At 60.4% G+C, this 22,509-nt stretch carries 18 protein-coding genes and 3 tRNA genes; all 21 read right to left on the bottom strand.

Features of this window, described 5'->3' with window-relative positions; translation table 11 throughout:
- Positions 1–291: 291 nt before the first annotated feature.
- On the bottom strand, positions 292–2,715 hold the full coding sequence (locus tag ACIQU2_RS04210; RefSeq protein ID WP_403138822.1) for a TonB-dependent siderophore receptor: 2,424 nt from the start codon (positions 2,713–2,715) through the stop codon (positions 292–294).
- 67 nt (positions 2,716–2,782) lie between these two features.
- Positions 2,783–3,733, bottom strand: coding sequence for a FecR domain-containing protein (locus ACIQU2_RS04205; protein ID WP_403138819.1), 951 nt, complete (start codon positions 3,731–3,733; stop codon positions 2,783–2,785).
- The gene (locus tag ACIQU2_RS04200) at positions 3,730–4,239 is read right to left on the bottom strand and encodes a sigma-70 family RNA polymerase sigma factor (protein ID WP_008145604.1); all 510 of its coding nucleotides are present in this window, start codon (positions 4,237–4,239) and stop codon (positions 3,730–3,732) included. Before ACIQU2_RS04200 ends, ACIQU2_RS04205 begins: the two co-directional genes overlap by 4 nt.
- A gap of 380 nt (positions 4,240–4,619) precedes the next feature.
- Positions 4,620–4,696, bottom strand: a tRNA-Asp gene (locus tag ACIQU2_RS04195).
- A 93-nt stretch (positions 4,697–4,789) separates the two neighbouring features.
- Positions 4,790–4,866: transfer RNA gene (locus tag ACIQU2_RS04190), tRNA-Asp, on the bottom strand.
- 55 nt (positions 4,867–4,921) lie between these two features.
- Positions 4,922–4,997: transfer RNA gene (locus tag ACIQU2_RS04185), tRNA-Val, on the bottom strand.
- Between the two features lie 228 nt (positions 4,998–5,225).
- Positions 5,226–6,002, bottom strand: a complete 777-nt coding sequence (locus ACIQU2_RS04180; RefSeq protein ID WP_403138815.1) for an SDR family oxidoreductase — start codon at positions 6,000–6,002, stop codon at positions 5,226–5,228.
- On the bottom strand, positions 5,999–7,210 hold the full coding sequence (locus tag ACIQU2_RS04175; protein WP_403138812.1) for an O-succinylhomoserine sulfhydrylase: 1,212 nt from the start codon (positions 7,208–7,210) through the stop codon (positions 5,999–6,001). Before ACIQU2_RS04175 ends, ACIQU2_RS04180 begins: the two co-directional genes overlap by 4 nt.
- Before the next feature lie 64 nt (positions 7,211–7,274).
- Entirely contained in the window at positions 7,275–8,780 is a 1,506-nt protein-coding gene (purF, locus tag ACIQU2_RS04170; RefSeq protein WP_010456022.1) for an amidophosphoribosyltransferase, read from the bottom strand.
- A gap of 41 nt (positions 8,781–8,821) precedes the next feature.
- A complete protein-coding gene (locus ACIQU2_RS04165) occupies positions 8,822–9,382 on the bottom strand; it encodes a CvpA family protein (RefSeq protein ID WP_074875247.1) in 561 nt (186 codons plus the stop codon).
- A gap of 301 nt (positions 9,383–9,683) precedes the next feature.
- Complete coding sequence (locus tag ACIQU2_RS04160; protein ID WP_403138807.1) at positions 9,684–10,364, bottom strand: SPOR domain-containing protein; 681 nt, start codon at positions 10,362–10,364, stop codon at positions 9,684–9,686.
- The gene (gene folC / locus ACIQU2_RS04155; protein WP_403138804.1) at positions 10,348–11,655 is read right to left on the bottom strand and encodes a bifunctional tetrahydrofolate synthase/dihydrofolate synthase; all 1,308 of its coding nucleotides are present in this window, start codon (positions 11,653–11,655) and stop codon (positions 10,348–10,350) included. Before folC ends, ACIQU2_RS04160 begins: the two co-directional genes overlap by 17 nt.
- Entirely contained in the window at positions 11,652–12,572 is a 921-nt protein-coding gene (gene accD, locus ACIQU2_RS04150; protein ID WP_033061847.1) for an acetyl-CoA carboxylase, carboxyltransferase subunit beta, read from the bottom strand. Before accD ends, folC begins: the two co-directional genes overlap by 4 nt.
- Positions 12,573–12,754: 182 nt before the next feature.
- On the bottom strand, positions 12,755–13,375 hold the full coding sequence (locus ACIQU2_RS04145; protein WP_403138800.1) for a phosphoribosylanthranilate isomerase: 621 nt from the start codon (positions 13,373–13,375) through the stop codon (positions 12,755–12,757).
- Positions 13,376–13,438: 63 nt separating this feature from the next.
- The gene (truA, locus tag ACIQU2_RS04140) at positions 13,439–14,263 is read right to left on the bottom strand and encodes a tRNA pseudouridine(38-40) synthase TruA (protein WP_403138898.1); all 825 of its coding nucleotides are present in this window, start codon (positions 14,261–14,263) and stop codon (positions 13,439–13,441) included.
- Positions 14,264–14,452: 189 nt separating this feature from the next.
- Complete coding sequence (locus tag ACIQU2_RS04135; RefSeq protein ID WP_403138796.1) at positions 14,453–17,209, bottom strand: FimV/HubP family polar landmark protein; 2,757 nt, start codon at positions 17,207–17,209, stop codon at positions 14,453–14,455.
- A 207-nt stretch (positions 17,210–17,416) separates the two neighbouring features.
- A complete protein-coding gene (locus ACIQU2_RS04130; protein ID WP_403138793.1) occupies positions 17,417–18,427 on the bottom strand; it encodes an aspartate-semialdehyde dehydrogenase in 1,011 nt (336 codons plus the stop codon).
- Between the two features lie 227 nt (positions 18,428–18,654).
- On the bottom strand, positions 18,655–19,767 hold the full coding sequence (asd, locus tag ACIQU2_RS04125) for an aspartate-semialdehyde dehydrogenase (RefSeq protein ID WP_033061853.1): 1,113 nt from the start codon (positions 19,765–19,767) through the stop codon (positions 18,655–18,657).
- A gap of 69 nt (positions 19,768–19,836) precedes the next feature.
- Positions 19,837–20,919 (bottom strand): 3-isopropylmalate dehydrogenase, encoded by a 1,083-nt coding sequence (leuB, locus tag ACIQU2_RS04120; protein ID WP_046047738.1) that lies wholly within the window; start codon positions 20,917–20,919, stop codon positions 19,837–19,839.
- 51 nt (positions 20,920–20,970) lie between these two features.
- The gene (locus ACIQU2_RS04115; RefSeq protein ID WP_403138788.1) at positions 20,971–21,738 is read right to left on the bottom strand and encodes a class I SAM-dependent methyltransferase; all 768 of its coding nucleotides are present in this window, start codon (positions 21,736–21,738) and stop codon (positions 20,971–20,973) included.
- A gap of 122 nt (positions 21,739–21,860) precedes the next feature.
- Positions 21,861–22,505 carry a 3-isopropylmalate dehydratase small subunit gene (leuD, locus tag ACIQU2_RS04110; RefSeq protein WP_046047740.1) on the bottom strand — a complete coding sequence of 215 codons (645 nt, stop codon included), beginning with the start codon at positions 22,503–22,505 and terminating at the stop codon, positions 21,861–21,863.
- Positions 22,506–22,509 lie beyond the last annotated feature (4 nt).

Here is a 22,509-nt window from a genome sequence, read left to right as displayed (position 1 = left end):
TTACAACCTATTTGGAAATTTACATATAGCGATTTTAACTACTTTAAAAACCATCAGACACGCAAAAAACCAAGTTAATAAACCTGGTATGAACTTCTGGAGCGCCATGATCTAGCCATGATCTTTTAATGCAACTGACAACTTCGGTATAGGCTACCGACAGATAGCGACTTATACGCAAGTGTCTTGAATGTTCATTAACTGATGGGGTGCATATGTCCTTCCTCTATACGAATCAGGTCATGGTCCAACGATGGCGCCCCGATCCCTGGGGCGCATGACACGGGTGGATCAGAAGTCGACAGTCGCCGAAAGGAGGTAGGTGCGCGGGGTCGACAGTGTCAAACCAGGCTCACTGTCATCCGAGGCCCCGGCCGAACTCCAGTAGCGCTTGTCCGCCACGTTCTCGACATTGGCACGCAGGGTGATGTTCTTTTCCTCGACCTTGAACGCATAGCGTGCGCCCACGTCGAAACGCTCCCAGGAGTCGATTTCCTTGTTGTTGGACTGGTCCAGGTACTGCGAGCTGGAATAAATGCCGCGGCTGGTCAAGGTCAGGCCCTGTACAGTCGGCACGTCCCACTCGGCGCCCAGGTTGACGTTGTATTTCGGCGTGGCCGGCGCCCGGTTGCCGTCGAAGGTGCCATTGGTGGTGTTGCTCAACTCGCTGTCGATGTACATGACACCGCCGAGCAGACGGAAACCATCGAGCGGTTCACCGAACACACTCAGTTCCACACCCGTGTTCTCACGCTTGCCGTTCGGGCCGAAGACGCGCGTCGTGGCGTTGGTCTCGTAGGCCGGCTGCTTGATCCGGAACACGGCGGCGGTGACGGCGAACGCACCGGCGTCATACTTGGCACCGACTTCGACCTGGCGGCTGATGAACGGCGGGAAGATCTCGTCCTCGTTCACCGAGGTCGACGGTGCGATCTTGCCCTGGCTCAGGCCTTCCATGTAGTTGGCATACAGCGACAGCTTATCGGTTGCCTTGAACAGGATGCCGCCCGACGGCGAAACCTTTTCCTCGTCGTAGGCGGTGTCGCCTCTGACGTTATCGGTCCAGTCGTCAACCTTCACGCGCTGCCAGCGGGCACCGAGGGTCAGCAGCAGCCGGTCATCGAAGAAACCCAGGGTGTCGGACAAAGCCACGCCGGTGGAGCGGTTCTCGGTATAGACCTCCGAATCCTGTCGCGTGGGTCTGACAGGCGTTGGTGTTTCAACGGGGTTATAAATGTTGCTGTTGGCCGCAGCATAACGGGCGCCGCCATTTTCGAAGTCCATGTAGTAATAGCTGGCGGCCAGGTTGACTTCATGGCTTACCGGGCCGGTATGGAACCAGTTGCGCACTCCCGCCGTGGCCGTCCGGACATTTTCGTCACGGGTGAAGTCACGCGGTTGAACGCTGAAATTGCCAGCGTTGTTGGTGACCGAAACGGCATGTCGGAGGAAGTCATGGTTACTTTTGCGCGCGCCCACACCGCCGTACAGCATGACGGAATCGTTGACATCGAATTCAGCGTTCACCGTGCCGAAGGTGTCGTTGGTACTCGCGTTGCTCCAGGGCTGCGCATAGTTGCGGCGAATATCGCTGGCATGCGGAACCTGCGCATTTGCGCCGACCTGTACGCGTTCCTGCGGGGCGTCGGTATCACGCTCGGTGCGCCCGATGTCCGTCGAGAGTCGCAGGCGTTCACCGCGAAAATCCAGGCCCAGCACGGCCATCTCGCGGTCGACATTCTGGTGATCCCATTCGGTGTCGCCGGACTGCTTCACGCCGTTGAAACGAAGGCCAAACTTATTGTCTTCACCAAAGCGCCGGCCGACATCCACGGCACCACCGACCTGGCTGTCGGAAGCGTACATACCGGTGAACGAAGTGATGGGCTTGTCGGTCGCGCGCTTGGGCACCACGTTGATCCCGCCACCCACGCTGCCCCGCGGCGAGATGCCGTTGATGAGCTGGCTCGGGCCTTTGAGGACGTCGACGCGGTCGGCCATCTCCATGTCGATCGTATAGGTCGGCAGGACGCCGTAGAGGCCGTTGTAGGAAACATCACTGTTGAAAAGGCTCAACCCTCGAATGGTGAACTGCTCATAGCGCCCACCCGCCGGGTTGGTGGCGCGAACCGAAGGATCGTTGGCGATCAGGTCGCCCAAGGTACGCGCCTGCTGGTTTTTGACCACCTCACTGGTGTAGGTGGTCATGCTGAACGGCGTTTCCATAAAGTCTTTCGAGCCCAGCAAGCCTTGCGAGCCACGGCGCGCGACCTGGCCACCGGCATACGGATCGCCCTCCACCGGGTCAATGGCACCGAGAATCGAGGTGGCGCCCAGTTGCAAGCTGCTGCCTTCTGGCGCCGGCGTCAGGATGTACGCCTCTTCGCCCACCGGCTGCAGTTGCAGACCGGAACCCTGCAACAGTCGGGCAAAGCCCTCCTCGACCGCGTATTCGCCGGAAAGTCCAGGGCTGGTGCGACTGCCCACCAATGCCGGGTCTACTGACAGATTGACCCCGGCCAGCCCGGCGAAACGGGTCAGCGCTGCACTGAGGCTTCCTGCTGGCACCTGATAACTGCGTCGAGGCGCGTCTTCGGCCCAACCGGCAGTGATGAACAACGGACAGGCACTCAGACTCAGCAACAGACTCAAGTGCAACAACGGGCGCAGCCTGGAAGAACCCAGACGCGTACTGCAGGGCATCACTACGGGCATTGAGAATCTCTCTGATTTCGTTTCACTTACCTTGAATGACAAGCGACGCGAAAAAAGGGGACACACCTCAAACACTATTTTTGCGCGGCAGCAACGTAACCCAGTAGCGGGTCCGCCTATGCACCTCCAGCGGCAGGCTGGCCGCCAGCAACGTCAGGATGCGATCGGTGTCTTCCAGACGGAAACTGCCGGTGACGCGCAGTGATTCGAGCTCCGGCTCCCAGCGCAACAATCCAGGACGATAGGTGCTGAGTTCGCGCAGAAAATCGCCCAGGGGCTGGTTCTGCGCCATCAACACGCCGTCGCGCCAGCCTGGCGCAAGCACATCGAAAGGTTCGACGCGTCCGGCACCCATTGCCTGAAGGCTGACTTGCTGGCCTGCGCGCAACGAAAAGACCGGCCCGCGCAAAGGCTGCAACTGCACCGCGCCTTTAAGCACTGACACCTTGCAACCCGTCTGGCCCTGACGAACGCACACTTCGCTCTGGCTGACGACCACTTGCCCGAAGTGCGTCTGGATCGTCAGCGGCAAGGTCCCGGGCACATTCAGCGCTATTTCGCCTTCCACAAGTGTCAGCCGTCGGTTCTTCAGGTCGATATCGACGGCACTCGCGGTGTTCAATTGCAGCAAGCTGCCATCGGCCAACTGGACTTTTTTGCCCTCCCCGGTCGCCGTTCGCAGGTCAGCGCGCCAGACATCCAGAGGTAGCTGCCGGCTGATCAGCCAGGCGGTTGGCACCAGCGCCACTGCCCCCACGGCGCGCTTGAGCACCGTGCGCCGACTCGTCTGCGGCCGATCCAGGCTGGCCATGGCCAGTGCTGACGGCAGGTCGGCAAAGCGTTGGCGCAAGAGTTGGGCTTTCTGCCAGGCCTGTTCGTGACTGGGATGGCTGTCACGCCAGTGCTGCAGATTGGCACGATCGCGCTCGTTGGCAGCGCCTGACTCCATGAGTGCCAGCCATTGAGCGGCAGCCCGAACAACTTGCCGGGCTTCAGCCGAAGGTGCCGAACCGATCACAATTCCACCAGCAGGCAATGTTCATAGGCTTGCGCCATGTAGCGCTTGATCGTCCGCTCCGAGACTTGCAGGCGTTCGGCGATCTCGTGATAACCCAAGCCCTCCAGCTGACTCCAGAGAAACGCCCGTCGCACCGCGGTCGGCAATCCATCGAGCAATTCGTCCAGGGCTTGCAAGGTTTCCAGCAGCAACCAACGTTGCTCGGGAGACGGCACGCAGTCCTCAGGCAGCAGCGCCAGCGCACTGAGGTAGGCCTGCTCCAGGCTGCGGCGCTTATAGAAGTTGGTCAGCAGCCGCTTGCCGACTGTCGCCAGATAGGCGCGGGGTTCTTGCAGGTCAGCGATGTGCTGGGAGCTGGCGAGTAAACGCACGAACGTATCCTGGCTCAAGTCCGCCGCATCATGGCCATTGCTCATGCGTCGCCTCAGCCAGCTTTCGAGCCAGCCACGATGGTCGCGGTACAGGTCGTGGAAGGTTTGCGCCGCCGGCATCGCTGCATCACTCATCTAAAGGAACCCTGCGCGAAGAAATATTTTAAATGCGACTCATTCTAATTAGTGTTGAGACTTCAAACCAAGCGCTTTGTGCGTTTTGCTCCCAGGAAAAACTTGAATACGCATATGAAAGACAGGTGTTTCTGCCACGCAGCCACCGGTTAATCAGGGCCGAGCGTTATTGAGGGAAATCGTCGAGAGGAGTAAGAATTCGACACACGGCCGCATTTGGCCGGCAGACACGAATGCCCGTGGTTACGGGTCAAACATGAAAAGCCAAATCGCAGGCACAAAAAACCCCGGTCTTTCGACCAGGGTCTTTGCTATCGACTCGAAGCAGCCAGCGGCTTACTTCGTAGCTCCAAGGCGTTCAGTGGGCCTTGAGGCAGATATGGCGCAGCGGACGGGACTCGAACCCGCGACCCCCGGCGTGACAGGCCGGTATTCTAACCGACTGAACTACCGCTGCGTATCGCTTTGGACTTGCGTCCAAGTAACTCGTCTGACTGAAAGCTTCGAGGCTTTCAATCTCGAACCAGAATAAACTCTGACTCGGAAAATATGGCGCAGCGGACGGGACTCGAACCCGCGACCCCCGGCGTGACAGGCCGGTATTCTAACCGACTGAACTACCGCTGCGCGTCGGTGGAGGCTTTTAAAAGCTTCCATCTTGCTTTCGCAAGACTCTCGGAAGTGGTGGGTGATGACGGGATCGAACCGCCGACATTCTGCTTGTAAGGCAGACGCTCTCCCAGCTGAGCTAATCACCCGTTTGCATCTCCGAGGCCGCGAAATTTACGCAGGTACCGAAGCTAAGTCAATAGCAGGATTGAAGTTTTTCGGAAAAAGACAAAATCGTGTCATTCGCAACAGCATCAGCAACAGTCGGACCGCTTTCGCGAGCAAGCTCGCTCCCACGGTGGATTGCGTTTCAATGTGGGAGCGAGCTTGCTCGCGAAGGCGGCGGCACATTCAATACATGTGTGCGCCTATGCGGATCACTCGCTGTAAATCATCTTCTTGGTCATGCCGCCATCGACCACGAACTCCTGGCCCGTGACAAAACCGGCGTTCTTCGACAACAGCCAGGCGACCATCGCCGCCACGTCCTCGACCGTCCCTACCCTGCCCGCCGGATGCTGGGCATGATCGGCCTCGGTCAGAGGTTCGGCACGACGTGCGGAGGGATCTCGCGCATCGATCCAGCCGGGGCTGACCGCATTGACGCGGATTTCCGGCCCGAGGCTGATCGCCAAGGCATGAGTCAGGGCCAGCAGGCCGCCCTTGCTCGCCGCATAAGCCTCGGTGTCGGGTTCCGACTGCCCGGCGCGGGTCGAGGCCAGGTTGACGATCGCGCCGCTGTGAGCACGCAGGTACGGCGCACAGTGCTTGGCCAACAGCATCGGCCCACTGAGGTTCACCGCCAGCACCCGATTCCAGTACGCCAGATCAAGGCTTTCAAGGGTGATGTTGTGCGGATCGGCAACCGCCGCGTTGCACACCAGCGCATCCAGACGCCCGAACTGCCCCAGCACTTCGGCGACGCCCAATGCCACCTGCCCTTCGTTCGAGACGTCCATGGCGATGAACCAAGCGTTGTCGCCGAGCACCTTCGCCACTTTCGAACCGCGTACTCGATCAAGATCAGTCAGCACCACCTGCCAGCCTTCGCTGATCAGCCAGGCCGAGATCCCCAGACCAATGCCCCGCGCAGCACCCGTGACCATCGCAACGCGGCCGTTGGTGCCAGTGCTTGGCGTGGACAACTCGATCACAAGGCAGCCAACCCGCGCGCCAGATCGGCTTGCAGGTCGGCCACGTCTTCCAGACCGACCGCGATGCGGATCAGGCTGTCACGAATGCCCGCTGCTTCACGCTCTTGCGGAGCCAGACGGCCGTGAGAGGTGGTGCTTGGGTGCGTAATGGTGGTTTTGCTGTCACCCAGGTTGGCTGTGATGGAAATCAGGCGGGTCGCATCGATAAAGCGCCAGGCGCCCTCTTTGCCGCCCTTGACCTCGAAACTCACGACCGCTCCAAAGCCTTTCTGCTGACGCAGGGCCAACGCGTGCTGCGGATGGCTTTTGAGACCGGCGTAATGGACTTTCTCGATGCCTTCCTGCTGCTCCAGCCATTCGGCCAGTTGCTGGGCATTGGCGCAGTGAGCCTTCATGCGCAGGCTCAGCGTTTCCAGGCCCTTGAGGAAGATCCAGGCGTTGAACGGGCTCAGGGTCGGCCCGGCAGTCCGCAGGAAACCGACGACTTCTTTCATCTGTTCGCTGCGACCGGCCACAACACCGCCCATGCAACGGCCCTGGCCGTCGATGAACTTGGTCGCCGAGTGCACGACGATGTCCGCACCCATCTTCAGCGGTTGCTGCAACGCCGGGGTGCAGAAGCAGTTGTCGACCACCAGCATCGCACCTTTGGCGTGAGCGATTTTCGACAGCTCGGCGATGTCCACCAGTTCAGCCAGCGGGTTGGATGGCGATTCGACGAACAGCAATTTAGTGTTGGCCTTGATCGCCGCATCCCAGCCGGACAAGTCCGGCAGAGGCACGTAATCGACTTCAATGCCAAAGCGTTTGAAGTACTTCTCGAACAGACTGATGGTCGAACCGAATACGCTGCGCGATACCAGCACGTGATCGCCGGCGCTGCACAGGCTCATCACCACCGCCATGATCGCGGCCATGCCGGTCGCCGTGGCCACAGCTTGTTCGGCGCTTTCCAGCGCGGCAATGCGCTCTTCGAACGCACGCACGGTCGGGTTGGTGTAGCGCGAGTAAACGTTGCCCGGCACTTCACCGGCAAAACGTGCGGCCGCGTCGGCGGCGGTACGGAATACGTAGCTGGAAGTGAAGAACATCGGATCACCGTGTTCGCCTTCCGGCGTGCGGTGCTGACCGGCGCGTACGGCCAGGGTGTCGAACGCTACGCCTTCGAGGTCGCTGTCCAGCCGACCGGCATCCCAATCCTGACTCATGCTGTCACTCCTTGCCTTGCTCTTTTAGTAGATACAAAACCGGCCCCTCAGGGCCGGTAGTTACTCAGTTGTTATACAGATCAATGATCGCACTGACTGCCTGCGTCTTGACCTTGGAGGCATCGTTACGTGCCTGCTCGATCTTGTTCAGGTAAGCCTCGTCGACGTCGCCGGTGACGTACTGGCCGTCGAACACCGCGCAATCGAACTTCTCGATCTTGATCTTGCCGCCACCGACCGCTTCGATCAAGTCAGGCAAGTCCTGATAGATCAACCAGTCAGCGCCGATCAGATCAGCCACGTCCTGGGTCGAACGGTTGTGGGCGATCAACTCGTGAGCGCTCGGCATGTCGATGCCGTAGACGTTCGGGTAACGAACGGCCGGTGCCGCGGAGCAGAAGTAGACATTTTTGGCGCCGGCTTCGCGGGCCATCTGGATGATCTGCTTGCAGGTGGTGCCGCGAACGATGGAGTCGTCCACCAGCATCACGTTCTTGCCGCGGAATTCCAGCTCGATGGCGTTGAGCTTCTGGCGTACGGATTTTTTCCGCGCAGCTTGGCCCGGCATGATGAAGGTCCGGCCGATGTAGCGGTTCTTCACGAAACCTTCGCGAAACTTGACGCCCAAGTGGTTCGCCAGCTCCAGGGCCGCGGTGCGGCTGGTGTCCGGAATCGGGATGACCACGTCGATGTCGTGTTCTGGACGCTCGCGCAGAATCTTCTCGGCGAGTTTCTCACCCATGCGCAGGCGGGCCTTGTAGACCGACACGCCGTCGATGATCGAGTCCGGACGCGCCAGGTAGACGTGTTCGAAGATGCACGGGGTCAGGGACGGGTTGGTCGCACACTGACGGGTGTGCAGCTTGCCGTCTTCGGTGATGTAGACCGCTTCGCCCGGTGCCAGGTCGCGAATCAGGGTGAAACCGAGTACGTCCAGGGAAACGCTTTCGGAAGCGATCATGTACTCGACGCCTTCGTCGGTGTGACGCTGACCGAAGACGATCGGACGGATGCCGTGCGGGTCGCGGAAACCGACGATGCCGTAACCGGTCACCATCGCCACAACCGCGTAACCACCGACGCAACGGTTATGCACGTCAGTAACAGCCGCGAACACGTCTTCTTCGGTTGGCTGCAACTTGCCGCGCTGGGCCAGTTCGTGAGCGAACACGTTGAGCAGCACTTCCGAATCGGAGTTGGTGTTGACGTGGCGCAGGTCAGATTCGTAAATCTCCTTGGCCAGCTGTTCAACATTGGTCAGGTTACCGTTGTGCGCCAGGGTGATGCCGTAAGGCGAGTTGACGTAAAACGGTTGGGCTTCGGCCGAGGTCGAACTGCCCGCGGTCGGGTAACGCACATGGCCAATACCCATGTGGCCGACCAGGCGCTGCATGTGACGTTGATGGAACACGTCACGCACCAGGCCATTGTCCTTGCGCAGGAATAACCGGCCATCATGGCTGGTCACGATACCGGCAGCGTCCTGGCCGCGGTGCTGGAGGACGGTTAGCGCGTCATACAGCGCCTGATTGACGTTCGACTTACCGACGATACCGACGATGCCACACATGCGACGCAACCCCTACTTAATGGATCTGAACTGAACACAACTCACTGAGGCGTTTTGGCCATCGGCAAGAGGTGCTCCTTGAACGGTATCTCAGCGGGTACGCTGATACCGCTGGCAAGCCACTGACTGCTCCACCCAAGAATCAGGTTTTTGGACCAGTCTGCGACCAATAGAAATTTTGGCACGAGCTGTGACTCTTGCCACCACCCGTCCTGCTGTACCGGCCCCAGGCTCAACAGCCCGACCGCCACGACCACCAGCAACACGCCACGCGCGGCGCCGAAGGCCATGCCGAGAAATCGATCGGTCCCGGACAACCCGGTGACGCGAACCAATTCGCCGATAAGATAATTGATCATTGCGCCTACGATTAACGTGGCGACAAACATGATGGCACAGCCCGTGATCACACGAGCCGACGGCGTTTGGATGTATCCGGCGAGGTACTCGGACAATGAACCACCGAACATCCAGGCGACGACTCCTGCAATGATCCAGGTCACCAGCGATAGTGCTTCTTTGACGAAGCCGCGGCTCAGACTGATCAATGCGGAGATGGCGACGATTGCAACGATCGCCCAATCAACCCAGGTAAATGGCACAGTGCAGCCTACAGACGGATAAGGCGGCGCATTTTAGCAGAGCGCATGGCTATCGGTAAGCTGCGATTGTCAGTGCATTCCAAATCGAGGCGATAGTTTTAGCCCCTATCGAAGCTGCACCCGCCCCTGTAGCAGCTGGCGAAGCCTGCGTCCGGCTGCGCAGCAGCCGTAAAATCAGGCCATTCGGTCTATCCGGCACACTGTACAAGCAGGGTTTACGGCTGCTTCGTCCGAATGCGGCCCAAACCGGACGCAGCCTCGCAGGCTCGGCAGCTGCTACATAGAGCCGATTGACGAATCGTTAGCCACGCTCAGGCTGGAAACGCACCACAAAACCCTTGAGGTTCTGCTGGCGGCTCAACAAGTCACGCAGACGATCGGCTTCTGCACGTTCGATCAGCGGTCCGACAAACACCCGATTCTTGCCGTCGGCAGTACGAATGTAGGCGTTGTAACCCTGACTGCGCAGGGATTTCTGCAGGCTTTCTGCACTTGCACGGCTCGACAGGCTGGCCAGTTGCACCGACCAACTGACAGACAGGCCATTGGCATCGACGCGGCTTTGAGTCGTGTCCGGCTTGCCCGATGCAGCCGTGATGGGCTGGCTAGGTGCAACCGTTGGTTTGTTCACCGGCGCAGGTGCTGGCGCCGGAGCTGGCGCGACCGGCTTGGCGGCAGGCGCAGGCGCAACCGGGGCACTTGGGGCGCTTGGGGCAATCGGCATGGACGATGCTTCTTGCTGAACGATTTCATCATCACTCGGCACAGGTTCCTGAGGCAGCGCTTGCGGCTCAGGCACCACCACCGGTTCGACCTGCACTTGCGGCATCGAAGGCGCTTGCGGCGCAGCCGGGGCTTCAACCGTCACTTGACGCTGTTCATCCTGACGGGAAAACAGCATCGGCAGGAAAATCACCGCCAGCGCCACCAGAACCAGGGCGCCTACCATGCGCTGTTTGTATGCCTTATCCAGCAATGCCATTTGCCGCTTCCTCCGTGGAGCGCCGGGCCAGCCATTCGAGGGCCTCGGCAACACAATAAAATGATCCGAACAACAGAATCTCGTCGTCGCTCGTCGCCAGCGCGCACTGCCCTTCCAGGGCGGCGGCCACGCTGTCATAGGACGTTACCGAGGCGCCAAGGTTCTGCAGCGCCCCGTGCAAATCGGCAACCGGGCGTGCTCGCGGTGAATCCAGCGGCGCGACGGCCCAATGCTGGACACTAGCATTCAATTCACCGACAACACCATCCAGATCCTTGTCCGCCAACAGTCCGAACACCGCCAGACGCTTCCCGACCGGTGGACGGCTGGCCAGACGGCGAGCCAGATACTCCGCCGCATGGGGGTTATGCCCCACGTCCAGCAACAGGTTCAGGCGCTTGCCCTGCCAGTCGAACTGACGGCGATCGAGGCGACCGACCACCCGAGTGGCTTTCAGCGCAGTAATAATTTGTGCATCCACCCAAGGCAACCCGAGCAACAGGTAAGCCTGCAACGCCAGCGCCGCGTTTTCCATCGGCAGATCGAGCAACGGCAGATCATGCAGCTCGACCACTCGCCCTTGAGCGTCAAGACCGCGCCATTGCCAGTTGTGATCGGTGATGCCGAGGTCAAAATCGCGCCCACGCAGGAAAAACGGGCAATTGAGCTCGCGCGCTTTATCCAGCAGAGGCTGTGGAGGATTCAGGTCACCACAGAGCGCAGGCGCGCGCTGGCGGAAGATGCCGGCCTTTTCGAACGCTACGGATTCACGGGTATCGCCCAGATAATCCGCGTGATCGACACCGATGCTGGTGACCAGCGCCATATCGGCATCGACCACATTGACCGTGTCTAGACGCCCGCCCAGCCCGACTTCCAGCACCACAGCATCGAGGCTGGCGTGTTGAAACAGCCAGAACGCCGCGAGGGTGCCCATTTCGAAGTACGTCAGGGATGTGTCGCCACGGCCCGCCTCGACCGCTGCAAAGGCTTCGCACAGCTCGGCGTCAGTGGCTTCGACGCCATTAACCTGCACCCGCTCGTTGTAACGCAGCAGGTGCGGAGAATTGTAGACACCTACGTTCAGGCCCTGCGCCCGCAGCAACGAAGCCACGAATGCGCAGGTAGAACCTTTGCCGTTGGTGCCGGTGACCGTGATCACCCGAGGCGCCGGCTTGCCCAGTCCCATGCGGGACGCTACCTGTTGCGAGCGCTCCAGGCCCATGTCGATGGCCGAAGGGTGCAACTGCTCAAGGTAGGCGAGCCACTCGCCAAGGGTACGTTCGATCATATGTTGGCGGGTACCGGTGGAACTACGATTGGCTCGATGGGCGCGGCAACGAATTTCGGCGTCGGCAGGCCCATCATTTGTGCTAGCAGATTGCCCAGCCGCGGACGCAGTTCCTGACGGTGAATGATCATGTCGATCGCACCGTGCTCCAGCAGAAATTCGCTGCGCTGGAAGCCTTCCGGCAGTTTTTCACGCACGGTCTGCTCGATCACGCGCGGACCGGCGAAGCCGATCAGGGCTTTCGGCTCACCGACAATCACGTCGCCAAGCATCGCCAGACTGGCGGAAACACCGCCGTAGACCGGGTCGGTCAGTACGGAGATGAACGGAATGCCTTCTTCACGCAGACGCGCCAGCACCGCAGAGGTCTTGGCCATTTGCATCAGAGAGATCAGGGCTTCCTGCATCCGCGCACCGCCGGAAGCGGCGAAGCAGATCATCGGGCAACGGTTTTCCAGCGCGTAGTTGGCAGCGCGAACAAAACGCTCACCAACGATGGCGCCCATCGAACCACCCATGAAGGAGAATTCGAAGGCCGAAACCACTACCGGCATCCCCAGCAGGGAGCCGCTCATGGAGATCAGTGCGTCTTTTTCGCCGGTCTGCTTCTGCGCAGCGGTCAGGCGATCCTTGTACTTCTTGCCGTCGCGGAATTTCAGACGGTCAACCGGCTCCAGGTCCGCGCCCAGTTCGGCACGGCCTTCGGCGTCGAGGAAGATGTCGATACGGGCGCGTGCGCCGATACGCATGTGGTGGTTGCACTTGGGGCAAACGTCCAGGGTCTTTTCCAGCTCCGGACGATACAGCACAGCCTCGCAAGACGGGCATTTGTGCCACAGACCTTCAGGCACCGAGCTCTTCTTGACCTCGGAACGCATGATCGAAGGGATCAGTTTGTCTACTAACCAGTTGCTCATGCTTTCTTTCTCCAGTACCGGCGGCCCGAACGCTCTGGTTCGCAGCCCCGCGTATGCCCTTGAGCTAAATTCATGTATGTGGCGATGATCGATGGGTTGCCGGATCAGCTAAACGTGACCTGCGTACACCCCAAAAACCCTCAGCCATGCCTGTGGACGGCGGCAGTGTGCCAGCCGTCACATCAACGTCCTACAACCGCTTTAATGAACGCCTGAATCTTTGCGTGATCCTTGATGCCCTTGCTCGCCTCTACCCCACCACTGACGTCCACGGCGTAAGGCCGAACCCGGGCAATCGCCTCGGCGACGTTGTCCGGCGTCAAGCCACCCGCCAGGATGATCGGTTTGCTCAAGCCTTGCGGTATCAGAGACCAGTCGAACGCTTCACCGGTTCCGCCGGGGACGCCTTCAACGTAGGCGTCGAGCAGGATACCGCTGGCGCCTGGAAACGCATCGCATGCGGCCGCGATATCGTCACCGGCCTTGACCCGTAGCGCCTTGATGTACGGACGGTGCCAGCCTTCGCACTCGGCCGCGGTTTCGTCGCCATGGAACTGCAACAGGTCCAGCGGCACGGCGTCGAGGATTTCCCCCAACTCGCAGCGGCTGGCGTTGACGAACAACCCTACGGTGGTCACGAACGGCGGCAACGCCTCGATGATCGAGCGTGCCTGCTGAAACGTCACGGCCCGGGGGCTTTTGGCGTAGAACACAAATCCGATCGCATCAGCCCCGGCCTCAACCGCCGCCAACGCATCTTCTATGCGGGTAATCCCACAAATCTTGCTGCGAACGGCCGACATGTCGATAGAACCCCAAGGTAAATCCGAGAAAGTCCCGGATGGTAACAAAAGCGTTCGAGGGCGTCAGCCGTCAAGTTCCGAGAAGCCGGTCAGGAAGTGCGGCCCGATGTAACGCTCGGGCAATTCGAACTCGTCGCGGTACTCGACCTGCACCAGGTACAGGCCGTACGGATGCGCCGTCACCCCGCCGGACCGGCGAATGCGGCTCTCCAGAACCTCTTTCATCCACTCCACCGGGCGCTCGCCGGTACCGATGGTCATCAGCACGCCAGCAATATTGCGCACCATGTGGTGCAGGAAGGCGCTGGCGCGGATGTCCAGCACGATCATCTTGCCGTGGCGCGTGACGCGCAGGTGATGCAGCTCCTTGATCGGCGACTTAGCCTGACACTGGCCGGCACGGAAAGCGCTGAAATCGTGGATGCCGACCAGGTACTGCGCCGCCTCGGCCATGCGCTCGACGTCCAGCGGACGGTGGTTCCAGGTGATTTCTTCGTTCAGGTGCGCCGGGCGGATCTGATCGTTGTAGATCACGTAGCGATAGCGCCGGGCAATGGCCTTGAACCGCGCATGAAAATGCGCCGGCATGACCTTGGCCCAGCTGACACTGACGTCGTGAGGCAAATTGATATTGGCGCCCATGACCCAGGCTTTCATCGAACGCTCGACCTGAGTATCGAAATGCACCACCTGACCGCACGCATGCACACCGGCATCCGTACGCCCGGCGCAGAGCAGCGACACCGGTGAATCGGCGACTTTGGACAAGGCCTTTTCGAGCGTTTCCTGCACGGTGAGTACGCCGGAAGCCTGGCGCTGCCAGCCGCGATAGCGCGAGCCTTTGTATTCAACGCCCAATGCGATCCGAAAAAAGCCGTCGGCCACCATTTCGGCGGCCGGATTATCTATATTTGCCAAGGAGTGACAGCCTGCTGATGTACGCAAAGGCGGGCATTATAAGGCCGCCGGACCGGGACGCCAGAGGCGCGTGTGTTTTGTACCTTGCCCGGCGCCCAGGACAGAAACAAAAACGGCAGCCTCAATGGGCTGCCGTTTTGTTTACGCCTTACCGATCAATCACGCCAGACGCGAAAGCATTTCCTGGGCTTCGCTCTTCTGACCGTCGTCACCCTCGGTCACCACCTCGTTGAGGATGTCCCGAGCGCCGTCGGCGTCGCCCATGTCGATGTAGGCCTGGGCCAGATCGAGTTTGGTCGCGACTTCGTCGGTGCCGGAAAGGAAATCGAATTCCGGCTCGTCAGCTGCGGAGGCCATGGCGTCTTCCGCCGTGAAGCTCGGCTCGCCAAGACTCTGGGACAGACGATCCAGCTCGGCGTTGACGTCATCCAGTTCGGCTGCAAACGCGTCCGGAGCGTCTGGCGCGTCGATTTCGTCAGCCAGCGACAGGTCGAAATCGGCTGGCAGCTCCAGATCGTCCAGCGCAACCTCGGGAACAGCCGGTGCTTCAGCGACAGGCAAGTCCAGGTCCTTGACGCCGTCATCCAGACTCAACAGGAAGTCGTCTTCGGCCAGGGTCGCCGGCGAGGCATCCCCACCGAGATCCATATCCAGGTCGAAGTCCGACAGGTCATCGAGGTTTTCCTTGATGTCGGTCTGCTGCTGCAACACCGACTCGAAGCTCAAGTCGTCGTCCAGCGGGAACTCGTCCAGCTCAGCCGCAGACACTGGTTCTGGTTCTGGTGCAACCACCGCCGGAGAGGCAGCTTCCAGATCATCCAGACTCAAATCGAAGGCACTGTCGAAGTCATCGGGCTTTGCCTCTGCTTCTGCCTCTGGTGCAACCACTGCCGGAGAGGCGGTTTCCAGATCATCCAGGCTCAAATCGAAGGCATTGTCGAAGTCATCGGGCTCTGCCGCTGCCGGCGCTTCAGGCTCGTCCAGCAGCAAATCCTTGACGTATTGCGCGTCCAGTTCGGCAGCGATCGCAGCGGCTGCGATACCACCGGCTGCCGCAATAACCATGGCCGGGAAGCGGCTCTTGAGTTTTTCGACCTGAGCAAAGTTGTCACCGTTGGCCACCAATTGGCGTTCCTGGGCAACGAATGCATCGCGGTCGCCTTGCTGACCGTAGACTTCCATCAGCTTGAGGCGCAGGTCACTGCGTTGCGGCTCTTGCTTGATCCCGTCTTCCAGCAAGGCAGCCGCCTGATTCAGACGACCGGCAGTGATGTGCGACTGCGCCTTGGTCAATACGTCGTCATCGCGCTCGCCAGCAGGCGAAACCAATGGCGCAGCGATAGGCGGCGTTACCACAACCGGTGCAATCACCGGCGCCGGCGCCGGCGCGGGTGCAGGGGCGGGTGCAGGCGGTGGCGTTGGGGTTGGCGCGGTAGCGAGCTTCACGCTCGGCGGCGGCACTTCCAGGTCTTCGAAGATGCCTTTTGGCAGGTCGAGTTCAGCGGAGAACGCCTGCTCCTCGGCCAAATCACGGGCCATGCGCAAATGCTTCTCGGCTTCTTGCTGGGCTTTGCGGCGACGCGCCAGCAACAGCAGCAGGAACAGCGCCACCACCGCCCCGCCACCTGCCAGACCCAGCAGCCACGGATTGGTCAGCAGTTCTTTGAATTGCTGATCGTCGGATGCTGCCGGCGTCGGCTCGACAGGCTGCTCGACCGGAGCCGGAGTGGCCTCAGGCGCAGCAGCCCCTGGTGCAGGTGTTACCGGAGCCGCTTCCGTAGGCGCTGCCGCAGGATTGGCCGCCAGTTCGGCTGACATTGCCGGAGCGGTCGTACCTGGTGCCGGCGCACCCGCCGCGCCTTCAGCCTGCAACTTGGCCAATTGATTGTTCTTCAGTTCGATCAGGCGTTGCAACTTGTCCAGCTGACTTTGCAGATCGGTCATGCGGCCTTTCAGTTCGGCGTTGTCACGACGGGTCGTGTCGAGGCTTTCCTGGGTCACGGCCAGCTTGCTGCTCAAGTTCTTGGCATCACCGGCGGCGCCTTTGCCACCGGCCTTGCCGGACTCGGCAGAGACCAGGCTCAGATTGTCTTTCGCCGCTTGCGACGAAGGGCCTTCGCCGCGAGCGCGCTTGGTGGCATCGAGCTGCTGCTGTCCGGTCCCGGACTTCGCCACGTAGCGACGACCCTGACGCCACGCGGTGTTCTGCGCGGAGACTTCAGCAATGGCGTTCGGTTGCGGCAAGCTGGTGCTCTGCGTCTGATCCGGTAGACGCAGCACCTGACCGGCTTTCAACCGGTTGATGTTGCCGTCGATAAAGGCATCCGGATTCAACGCCTGGATAGCCAGCATGGTTTGCTGGACCGAGCCGCCAGTGCGCGTCTTCGCAGCGATTTCCCACAGGGTATCGCGCGGCGCAGTGGTGTATTGGGTTGGCTGGGTGCCACCGGTCACCGGTGCGGTGACCGTTTGCGTCGGTGCAGGCTGCGCAGCCGCATCAGCGGTTTGCGGCGAGAATTTGGACGGATCGAGCAGCACGCTGTAATCGCGCAGCAGACGACCGTTGGGCCACATCACCTGAACCAGGAATTTCACCATGGGTTCGGAGAGTGGTTTGCTGGACGTCACACGCAGGATGCTTTTGCCGCTGGCGTTGAGCACCGGGGTAAAGGTCAGGTCATTGAGAAACGCCTGGCGGTCGACACCGGCCTTGGCGAAATCTTCGGGCGAAGCCAGGCTCGGCACCACTTCGGCAGCGGTGAGGTCCTTGACGTCGAGCAACTCGATTTCCGCCACCAGGGGCTGGTTCAGCGTCGACTTCAGGGTCAATTCCCCGAGCCCGAGGGCATGCGCCATACCGGAGGACAGCGCCGAGGCGGCCGCTATTGCTAACACCAGTTTGCGAACTTGAACCATAGCCTCATCCTTTGTTTGAACATTCCTCGGCCAGCGAGAAGGTGTTGATAGTCGCTGCCGTAAGGCATTGCGCGCGGCGGCGAAGAGTCGTCGCGCGCGGTCATTTCATTCATGCCACGCAAAGCCCCGGAGGGAGCCCGCCTTCAGCAGTCCGGCCAAGCATAGCGCCCGGCTGGATTCATTCGACAAATTGTTGCCAAGTATCTTTTACAGCAGGTCTTTTATCAACAATTCAGCCACCTGCACAGCATTGAGCGCTGCGCCTTTGCGTACGTTATCTGACGTCAGCCACAAATTTAGTTCCGACAGGTCGTCGATCCCGTTGCGAACCCGACCAACGTAGACCACGTCCTGCCCTACCGCATCGCCTACCGGCGTCGGGTAATCGCCGGCTTCCACCCACTCGATACCGGGCGCGTCTTCCAGGGCGGCGTTGACTTTCGCCAGGTCGATGTCGCTCGATGATTGCAAGGTCACGTTAAAGCTATCGCCAAAAAACACCGGGGCTTGAATGCAAGTGACGGAAATCTTTAATAAAGGCAGCGCCATGACCTGACGCAGCTCGCGGACCAGGCGTTTTTCCAGCAGCGTGTGACCCTGATCATCTGGCTTGCCCACTTGCGCCAGCAAGTTGAAGGCCATCTGCCGATCGAAGAAGGTCGGCTCCAGCGGACGCACATTGAGCAGCTCGGCCGTTTGCCGTGCCAGCTCGGTGACGGCTTCGCGGCCCAGGGCGGAGACGGCCAGGCTGGCGGTCAAATTGATGCGTTGCAGGTCGAGCAAGCCGAGCAACGGCGCCAGCACTACCGCCAGTGTGGTGGCCGAAGGGCTTGGACTGCTGACCTGGAACGGCTTTTTCATACCGGCCAGCACCTGCGCGTTGGCTTCAGGCACGACGTGTGGCGCCTGATCAGCCGGCAACGCGCCGGACAGGTCGATCAGCGAGCAACCGGCGGCCGTGGCACGCGAAGCGAAACTCAGGGTTACCGCCGGGCCGGCAGCGAAGAACACCAGCTGGACTTTACTGAAGTCGAACTCATCGACTTCCCGCACCCGCACGTTCTTGCCGCGAAAGGGCACCGAATGCCCGGCCGATTCGCTGCTGGCGAGCAGGTGCAGATTGCCGACAGGGAAGTCGCGCTCTTCGAGAATCTGCACGAGCGTTTCGCCGACAGTACCGGTGGCGCCGATCACGGCAATATCAAAGGACTGGCTCATGGTTCTACCTCTGGCGAAACGGGGGGAGCGGCACTTTACCGGGTGGTTGGCAGTTCGGCAATTTAGAGCAAAAGATCGCAGCCTTCGGCAGCTCCTACAGGATCGGGTTTGCACGCGGCCGATGTAGGAGCTGCCGAAGGCTGCGATCTTTTTGCAGGCGACGAACATACCAAAAGAAAAAACCCGCACCTCTTTCAAGGCACGGGTTCGTTCATTACTTCAATCGATCAACGCTCAAGCAGGATCCGCAGCATGCGACGCAGCGGTTCAGCCGCGCCCCACAGCAGTTGGTCGCCGACGGTGAACGCGCCGACGTACTGCGTGCCCATGTTCAGCTTGCGCAGACGGCCAACCGGTACGTTCAGGGTGCCGGTGACTTTCGTCGGGCTCAGTTCCTGAATGCTGGCTTCGCGGCTGTTCGGCACCAGTTTGACCCAAGGGTTGTGCTGGCTGATCAGTCCTTCGATATCGGCGATCGGCACATCTTTGTTCAGTTTGATGGTCAGCGCCTGGCTGTGGCAGCGCATGGCGCCGATACGCACGCAGATGCCATCGACCGGGATCGGGCTCTTGAAGCGACCAAGGATCTTGTTGGTCTCGGCCTGGGCCTTCCACTCTTCGCGGCTCTGACCGTTTGGCAGTTCCTTGTCGATCCACGGGATCAGGCTGCCGGCCAGCGGTACGCCGAAGTTTTCGGTCGGGTACGCGTCGCTGCGCATGGCTTCGGCCACACGGCGGTCGATGTCGAGGATCGCGCTGGCCGGGTCGGCCAGTTGATCAGCGACAGCGGCGTGGGTCGCGCCCATTTGCTTGATCAGTTCACGCATGTTCTGCGCCCCGGCACCGGAGGCCGCCTGATAGGTCATGGCGCTCATCCACTCGACCAGACCGGCTTCGAACAGACCGCCCAGGCCCATCAGCATCAGGCTGACGGTGCAGTTGCCGCCGATGTAGTTCTTGGTGCCCGCGTCGAGCTGCTGGTCGATGACCTTGCGGTTCACCGGGTCCAGCACGATCACCGCGTCATCCTGCATGCGCAGGCTGGAGGCGGCGTCGATCCAGTAACCCTGCCAGCCGGCTTCGCGCAGTTTCGGGAAAACTTCGCTGGTGTAGTCGCCACCCTGGCAGGTCAGAATCACGTCGAGGGTTTTCAGCTCATCAATGCTGTAAGCGTCCTTGAGCGGAGCAATGTCCTTGCCCACGGACGGGCCTTGGCCACCGACATTGGAAGTGGTGAAAAACACCGGCTCAATAAGATCGAAATCCTGCTCTTCCAGCATCCGCTGCATGAGCACGGAACCGACCATACCGCGCCAACCGATCAGACCTACACGTTTCATCGCAACTACACCTTCTTTAAAAAGTGGGCCGCTGCTTTCAAGAGTGAAAGTTGCAGCGGGCCCGAGAGATTACAGATTCCGCAGCGCGGCGACTACTGCGTCGCCCATTTCCTGCGTACCGACTTTAGTGCAACCGGCCGACCAGATGTCGCCAGTACGCAGGCCTTGGTCCAATACCAGACTGACGGCCTTCTCGATGGCATCGGCCGCATCCTGCAGATTGAAGCTGTAACGCAGCATCATCGACACCGACAGAATGGTCGCCAACGGGTTGGCAATGCCTTTGCCAGCGATGTCCGGCGCCGAACCATGGCACGGCTCGTACATGCCTTTATTGTTGGTATCCAACGATGCCGACGGCAGCATGCCGATGGAACCGGTGAGCATCGACGCCTGGTCGGACAGAATGTCGCCGAACAGGTTGTCAGTGACGATCACGTCGAATTGCTTCGGTGCGCGCACCAGCTGCATGGCGGCGTTGTCGACGTACATGTGGCTCAGTTCGACTTCAGGGTAATCCTTGGCCACTTGCTCGACGATTTCACGCCACAGCTGGCTGGAGGCCAGTACGTTGGCCTTGTCCACCGAGCACAGCTTCTTGCCGCGCACCATGGCCATGTCGAAACCGACGCGGGCGATGCGGCGGATTTCGCTTTCGCTGTACGGCAGGGTGTCGTAAGCCTGACGCTCGCCGTTTTCCAGGGTGCGGGTACCGCGTGGCGCGCCGAAGTAGATACCGCCGGTCAGTTCACGGACGATCAGGATGTCCAGGCCAGCCACGATTTCTGGCTTCAGGCTAGACGCCTCGGCCAGTTGCGGGTACAGGATCGCCGGACGCAGGTTGCCGAACAGGCCCAGTTGCGCACGAATCTTCAGCAGGCCGCGCTCAGGGCGAATGTCACGCTCGATGGTGTCCCATTTCGGGCCGCCCACGGCGCCGAGCAGTACAGCGTCGGCCGCGCGTGCACGGTCCAGGGTTTCGTCAGCCAGCGGCACGCCGTGCTTGTCGATGGCAGCGCCACCGATCACGTCATGGCTCAGCTCGAAGCCCAGGCTGTACTTGTCGTTCGCCAGCTCCAGCACCTTGACCGCTTCGGCCATGATTTCCGGGCCAATACCGTCACCTGGGAGAATCAGAATCTGCTTGCTCATGCTTTCCTCATGTCATCAGTCGGTGCGCCCTGAGGCACGCCCGGAAAAAGTCTATCGCTCGGCCATCAGCACCAGCACATCGGTACTGAACGAACCATCGGGCTCAATTTCAAAATATTCGCGTACTTCATTACCCATCGATTGCTGCAACTCGAGGATTGCCGCGCGCATCACCTCTGGTGTGCGCATGCGCTCGACCCAGGAGGTGTACTCCAGTCGCAGCCGTTGACGGGTGGTGCTACGGGTATGCAACCCCGCTTCGCTGACCTGACGCAACCACTCGCCGGCGGAATAATCGCGCACATGGCTGGTGTCGCGCAGCACTTCGACGCTTTGCAGGTAAGTGTCGAACAACGGACTGCCCGGTGACAACACGTCGATGAACGCCGCCACGCCGCCCGGCTTCAGCACCCGGCGAACTTCTCGCAGGGCCAGGCCGAGATCGCTCCAATGGTGCGCCGAATAACGGCTGAAGACGAAATCGAATTCGCCATCGGCGAACGGCAGGCGCTCGGCGGCGCCCAGCACGGTGGACACGTTGGTCAGACCGCGATCGACGGCGGCACCGGCCACCACGTCGAGCATCTGCTGCGACAAATCGTAGGCCACCACTTCCTTGACCAGCGACGCTACGTGAAAACTCACGTGACCGGCGCCGCAGCCCAGGTCCAGCACCCGGGCATCGCCCTGCCCTGCCAGTTCAGCCTGTAGCAACGCAAATTCGGTGCCCTGAGCGTGTACGGCGCTGCTCAGATAGGCCGAGGCTTGTTCACCGAATTGCTTTTGTACGACTTGGCTGTGCTGGGCGTTGCTGGTCATGGTGATATCCGTATGTGTTGTCGGGTTTGAAGATCAAAAGATCGCAGCCTGCGGCAGCTCCTACAGAGATCGGCGTAGGAGCTGCCGAAGGCTGCGATCTTTTTAACGGTCACCTCAAAACATCAAACGTCGCGAAACAACCACGGCTGGCTCGCACGGTGTTTGGCTTCAAACGCCGCAATCGCTTCGTGGTCCTGCAAGGTCAGGCCGATGTCGTCCAGGCCGTTGACCAGGCAATGCTTGCGGAACTCGTCAAGTTCGAAGCTGTAGACCTTGCCATCCGGACGGGTGACGGTCTGGGCTTGCAGGTCGACCGTCAACTCGTAACCCGGATTGGCTTCAACCTGCTGGAACAGCTCATCCACTTCAGCGTCGCTCAAGATGATCGGCAACAAGCCGTTCTTGAAGCTGTTGTTGTAGAAGATGTCGGCGTAGCTCGGCGCGATGATGCTGCGAAAACCGTACTCTTCCAGCGCCCACGGCGCGTGTTCACGGCTGGAGCCGCAACCGAAGTTCTCGCGGGCCAGCAGCACGCTGGCGCCTTGATAACGCTCTGCATTGAGGACGAAGTCCTTGTTCAGCGGACGCTTGGAGTTGTCCTGGTAGGCATAACCCACGTCCAGGTAGCGCCATTCGTCAAACAGGTTCGGGCCAAAACCGGTGCGCTTGATCGACTTCAAGAACTGCTTAGGAATGATCTGGTCGGTGTCGACGTTGGCACGGTCCAAGGGTGCGACCAAACCGGTGTGTTGGGTAAAAGCTCTCATGTGC

It is taken from the genome of Pseudomonas sp. NPDC098740 (genome assembly GCF_044760065.1).
In the GTDB taxonomy this organism is placed as follows: domain Bacteria; phylum Pseudomonadota; class Gammaproteobacteria; order Pseudomonadales; family Pseudomonadaceae; genus Aquipseudomonas; species Aquipseudomonas rossensis.
This window is presented reverse-complemented; position numbering and strand designations above follow the sequence as displayed.

Excerpts from the sequence above, each read along its gene's own strand:
- ACIQU2_RS04135 (WP_403138796.1), bottom strand. The coding sequence starts at position 17,209 with ATGGTTCAAGTTCGCAAACTGGTGTTAGCAATAGCGGCCGCCTCGGCG.
- ACIQU2_RS04115 (WP_403138788.1), bottom strand. The coding sequence starts at position 21,738 with ATGACCAGCAACGCCCAGCACAGCCAAGTCGTACAAAAGCAATTCGGT.
- ACIQU2_RS04130 (WP_403138793.1), bottom strand. The coding sequence starts at position 18,427 with ATGAGCCAGTCCTTTGATATTGCCGTGATCGGCGCCACCGGTACTGTC.
- ACIQU2_RS04175 (WP_403138812.1), bottom strand. The coding sequence starts at position 7,210 with ATGAGTCAGGATTGGGATGCCGGTCGGCTGGACAGCGACCTCGAAGGC.
- accD (WP_033061847.1), bottom strand. The coding sequence starts at position 12,572 with ATGAGCAACTGGTTAGTAGACAAACTGATCCCTTCGATCATGCGTTCC.
- ACIQU2_RS04160 (WP_403138807.1), bottom strand. The coding sequence starts at position 10,364 with ATGGCATTGCTGGATAAGGCATACAAACAGCGCATGGTAGGCGCCCTG.
- asd (WP_033061853.1), bottom strand. The coding sequence starts at position 19,767 with ATGAAACGTGTAGGTCTGATCGGTTGGCGCGGTATGGTCGGTTCCGTG.
- folC (WP_403138804.1), bottom strand. The coding sequence starts at position 11,655 with ATGATCGAACGTACCCTTGGCGAGTGGCTCGCCTACCTTGAGCAGTTG.
- ACIQU2_RS04210 (WP_403138822.1), bottom strand. The coding sequence starts at position 2,715 with ATGCCCGTAGTGATGCCCTGCAGTACGCGTCTGGGTTCTTCCAGGCTG.
- purF (WP_010456022.1), bottom strand. The coding sequence starts at position 8,780 with ATGTGTGGCATCGTCGGTATCGTCGGTAAGTCGAACGTCAATCAGGCG.
- ACIQU2_RS04145 (WP_403138800.1), bottom strand. The coding sequence starts at position 13,375 with ATGTCGGCCGTTCGCAGCAAGATTTGTGGGATTACCCGCATAGAAGAT.
- leuD (WP_046047740.1), bottom strand. The coding sequence starts at position 22,505 with ATGAGAGCTTTTACCCAACACACCGGTTTGGTCGCACCCTTGGACCGT.
- truA (WP_403138898.1), bottom strand. The coding sequence starts at position 14,263 with ATGGTGGCCGACGGCTTTTTTCGGATCGCATTGGGCGTTGAATACAAA.
- ACIQU2_RS04200 (WP_008145604.1), bottom strand. The coding sequence starts at position 4,239 with ATGAGTGATGCAGCGATGCCGGCGGCGCAAACCTTCCACGACCTGTAC.
- leuB (WP_046047738.1), bottom strand. The coding sequence starts at position 20,919 with ATGAGCAAGCAGATTCTGATTCTCCCAGGTGACGGTATTGGCCCGGAA.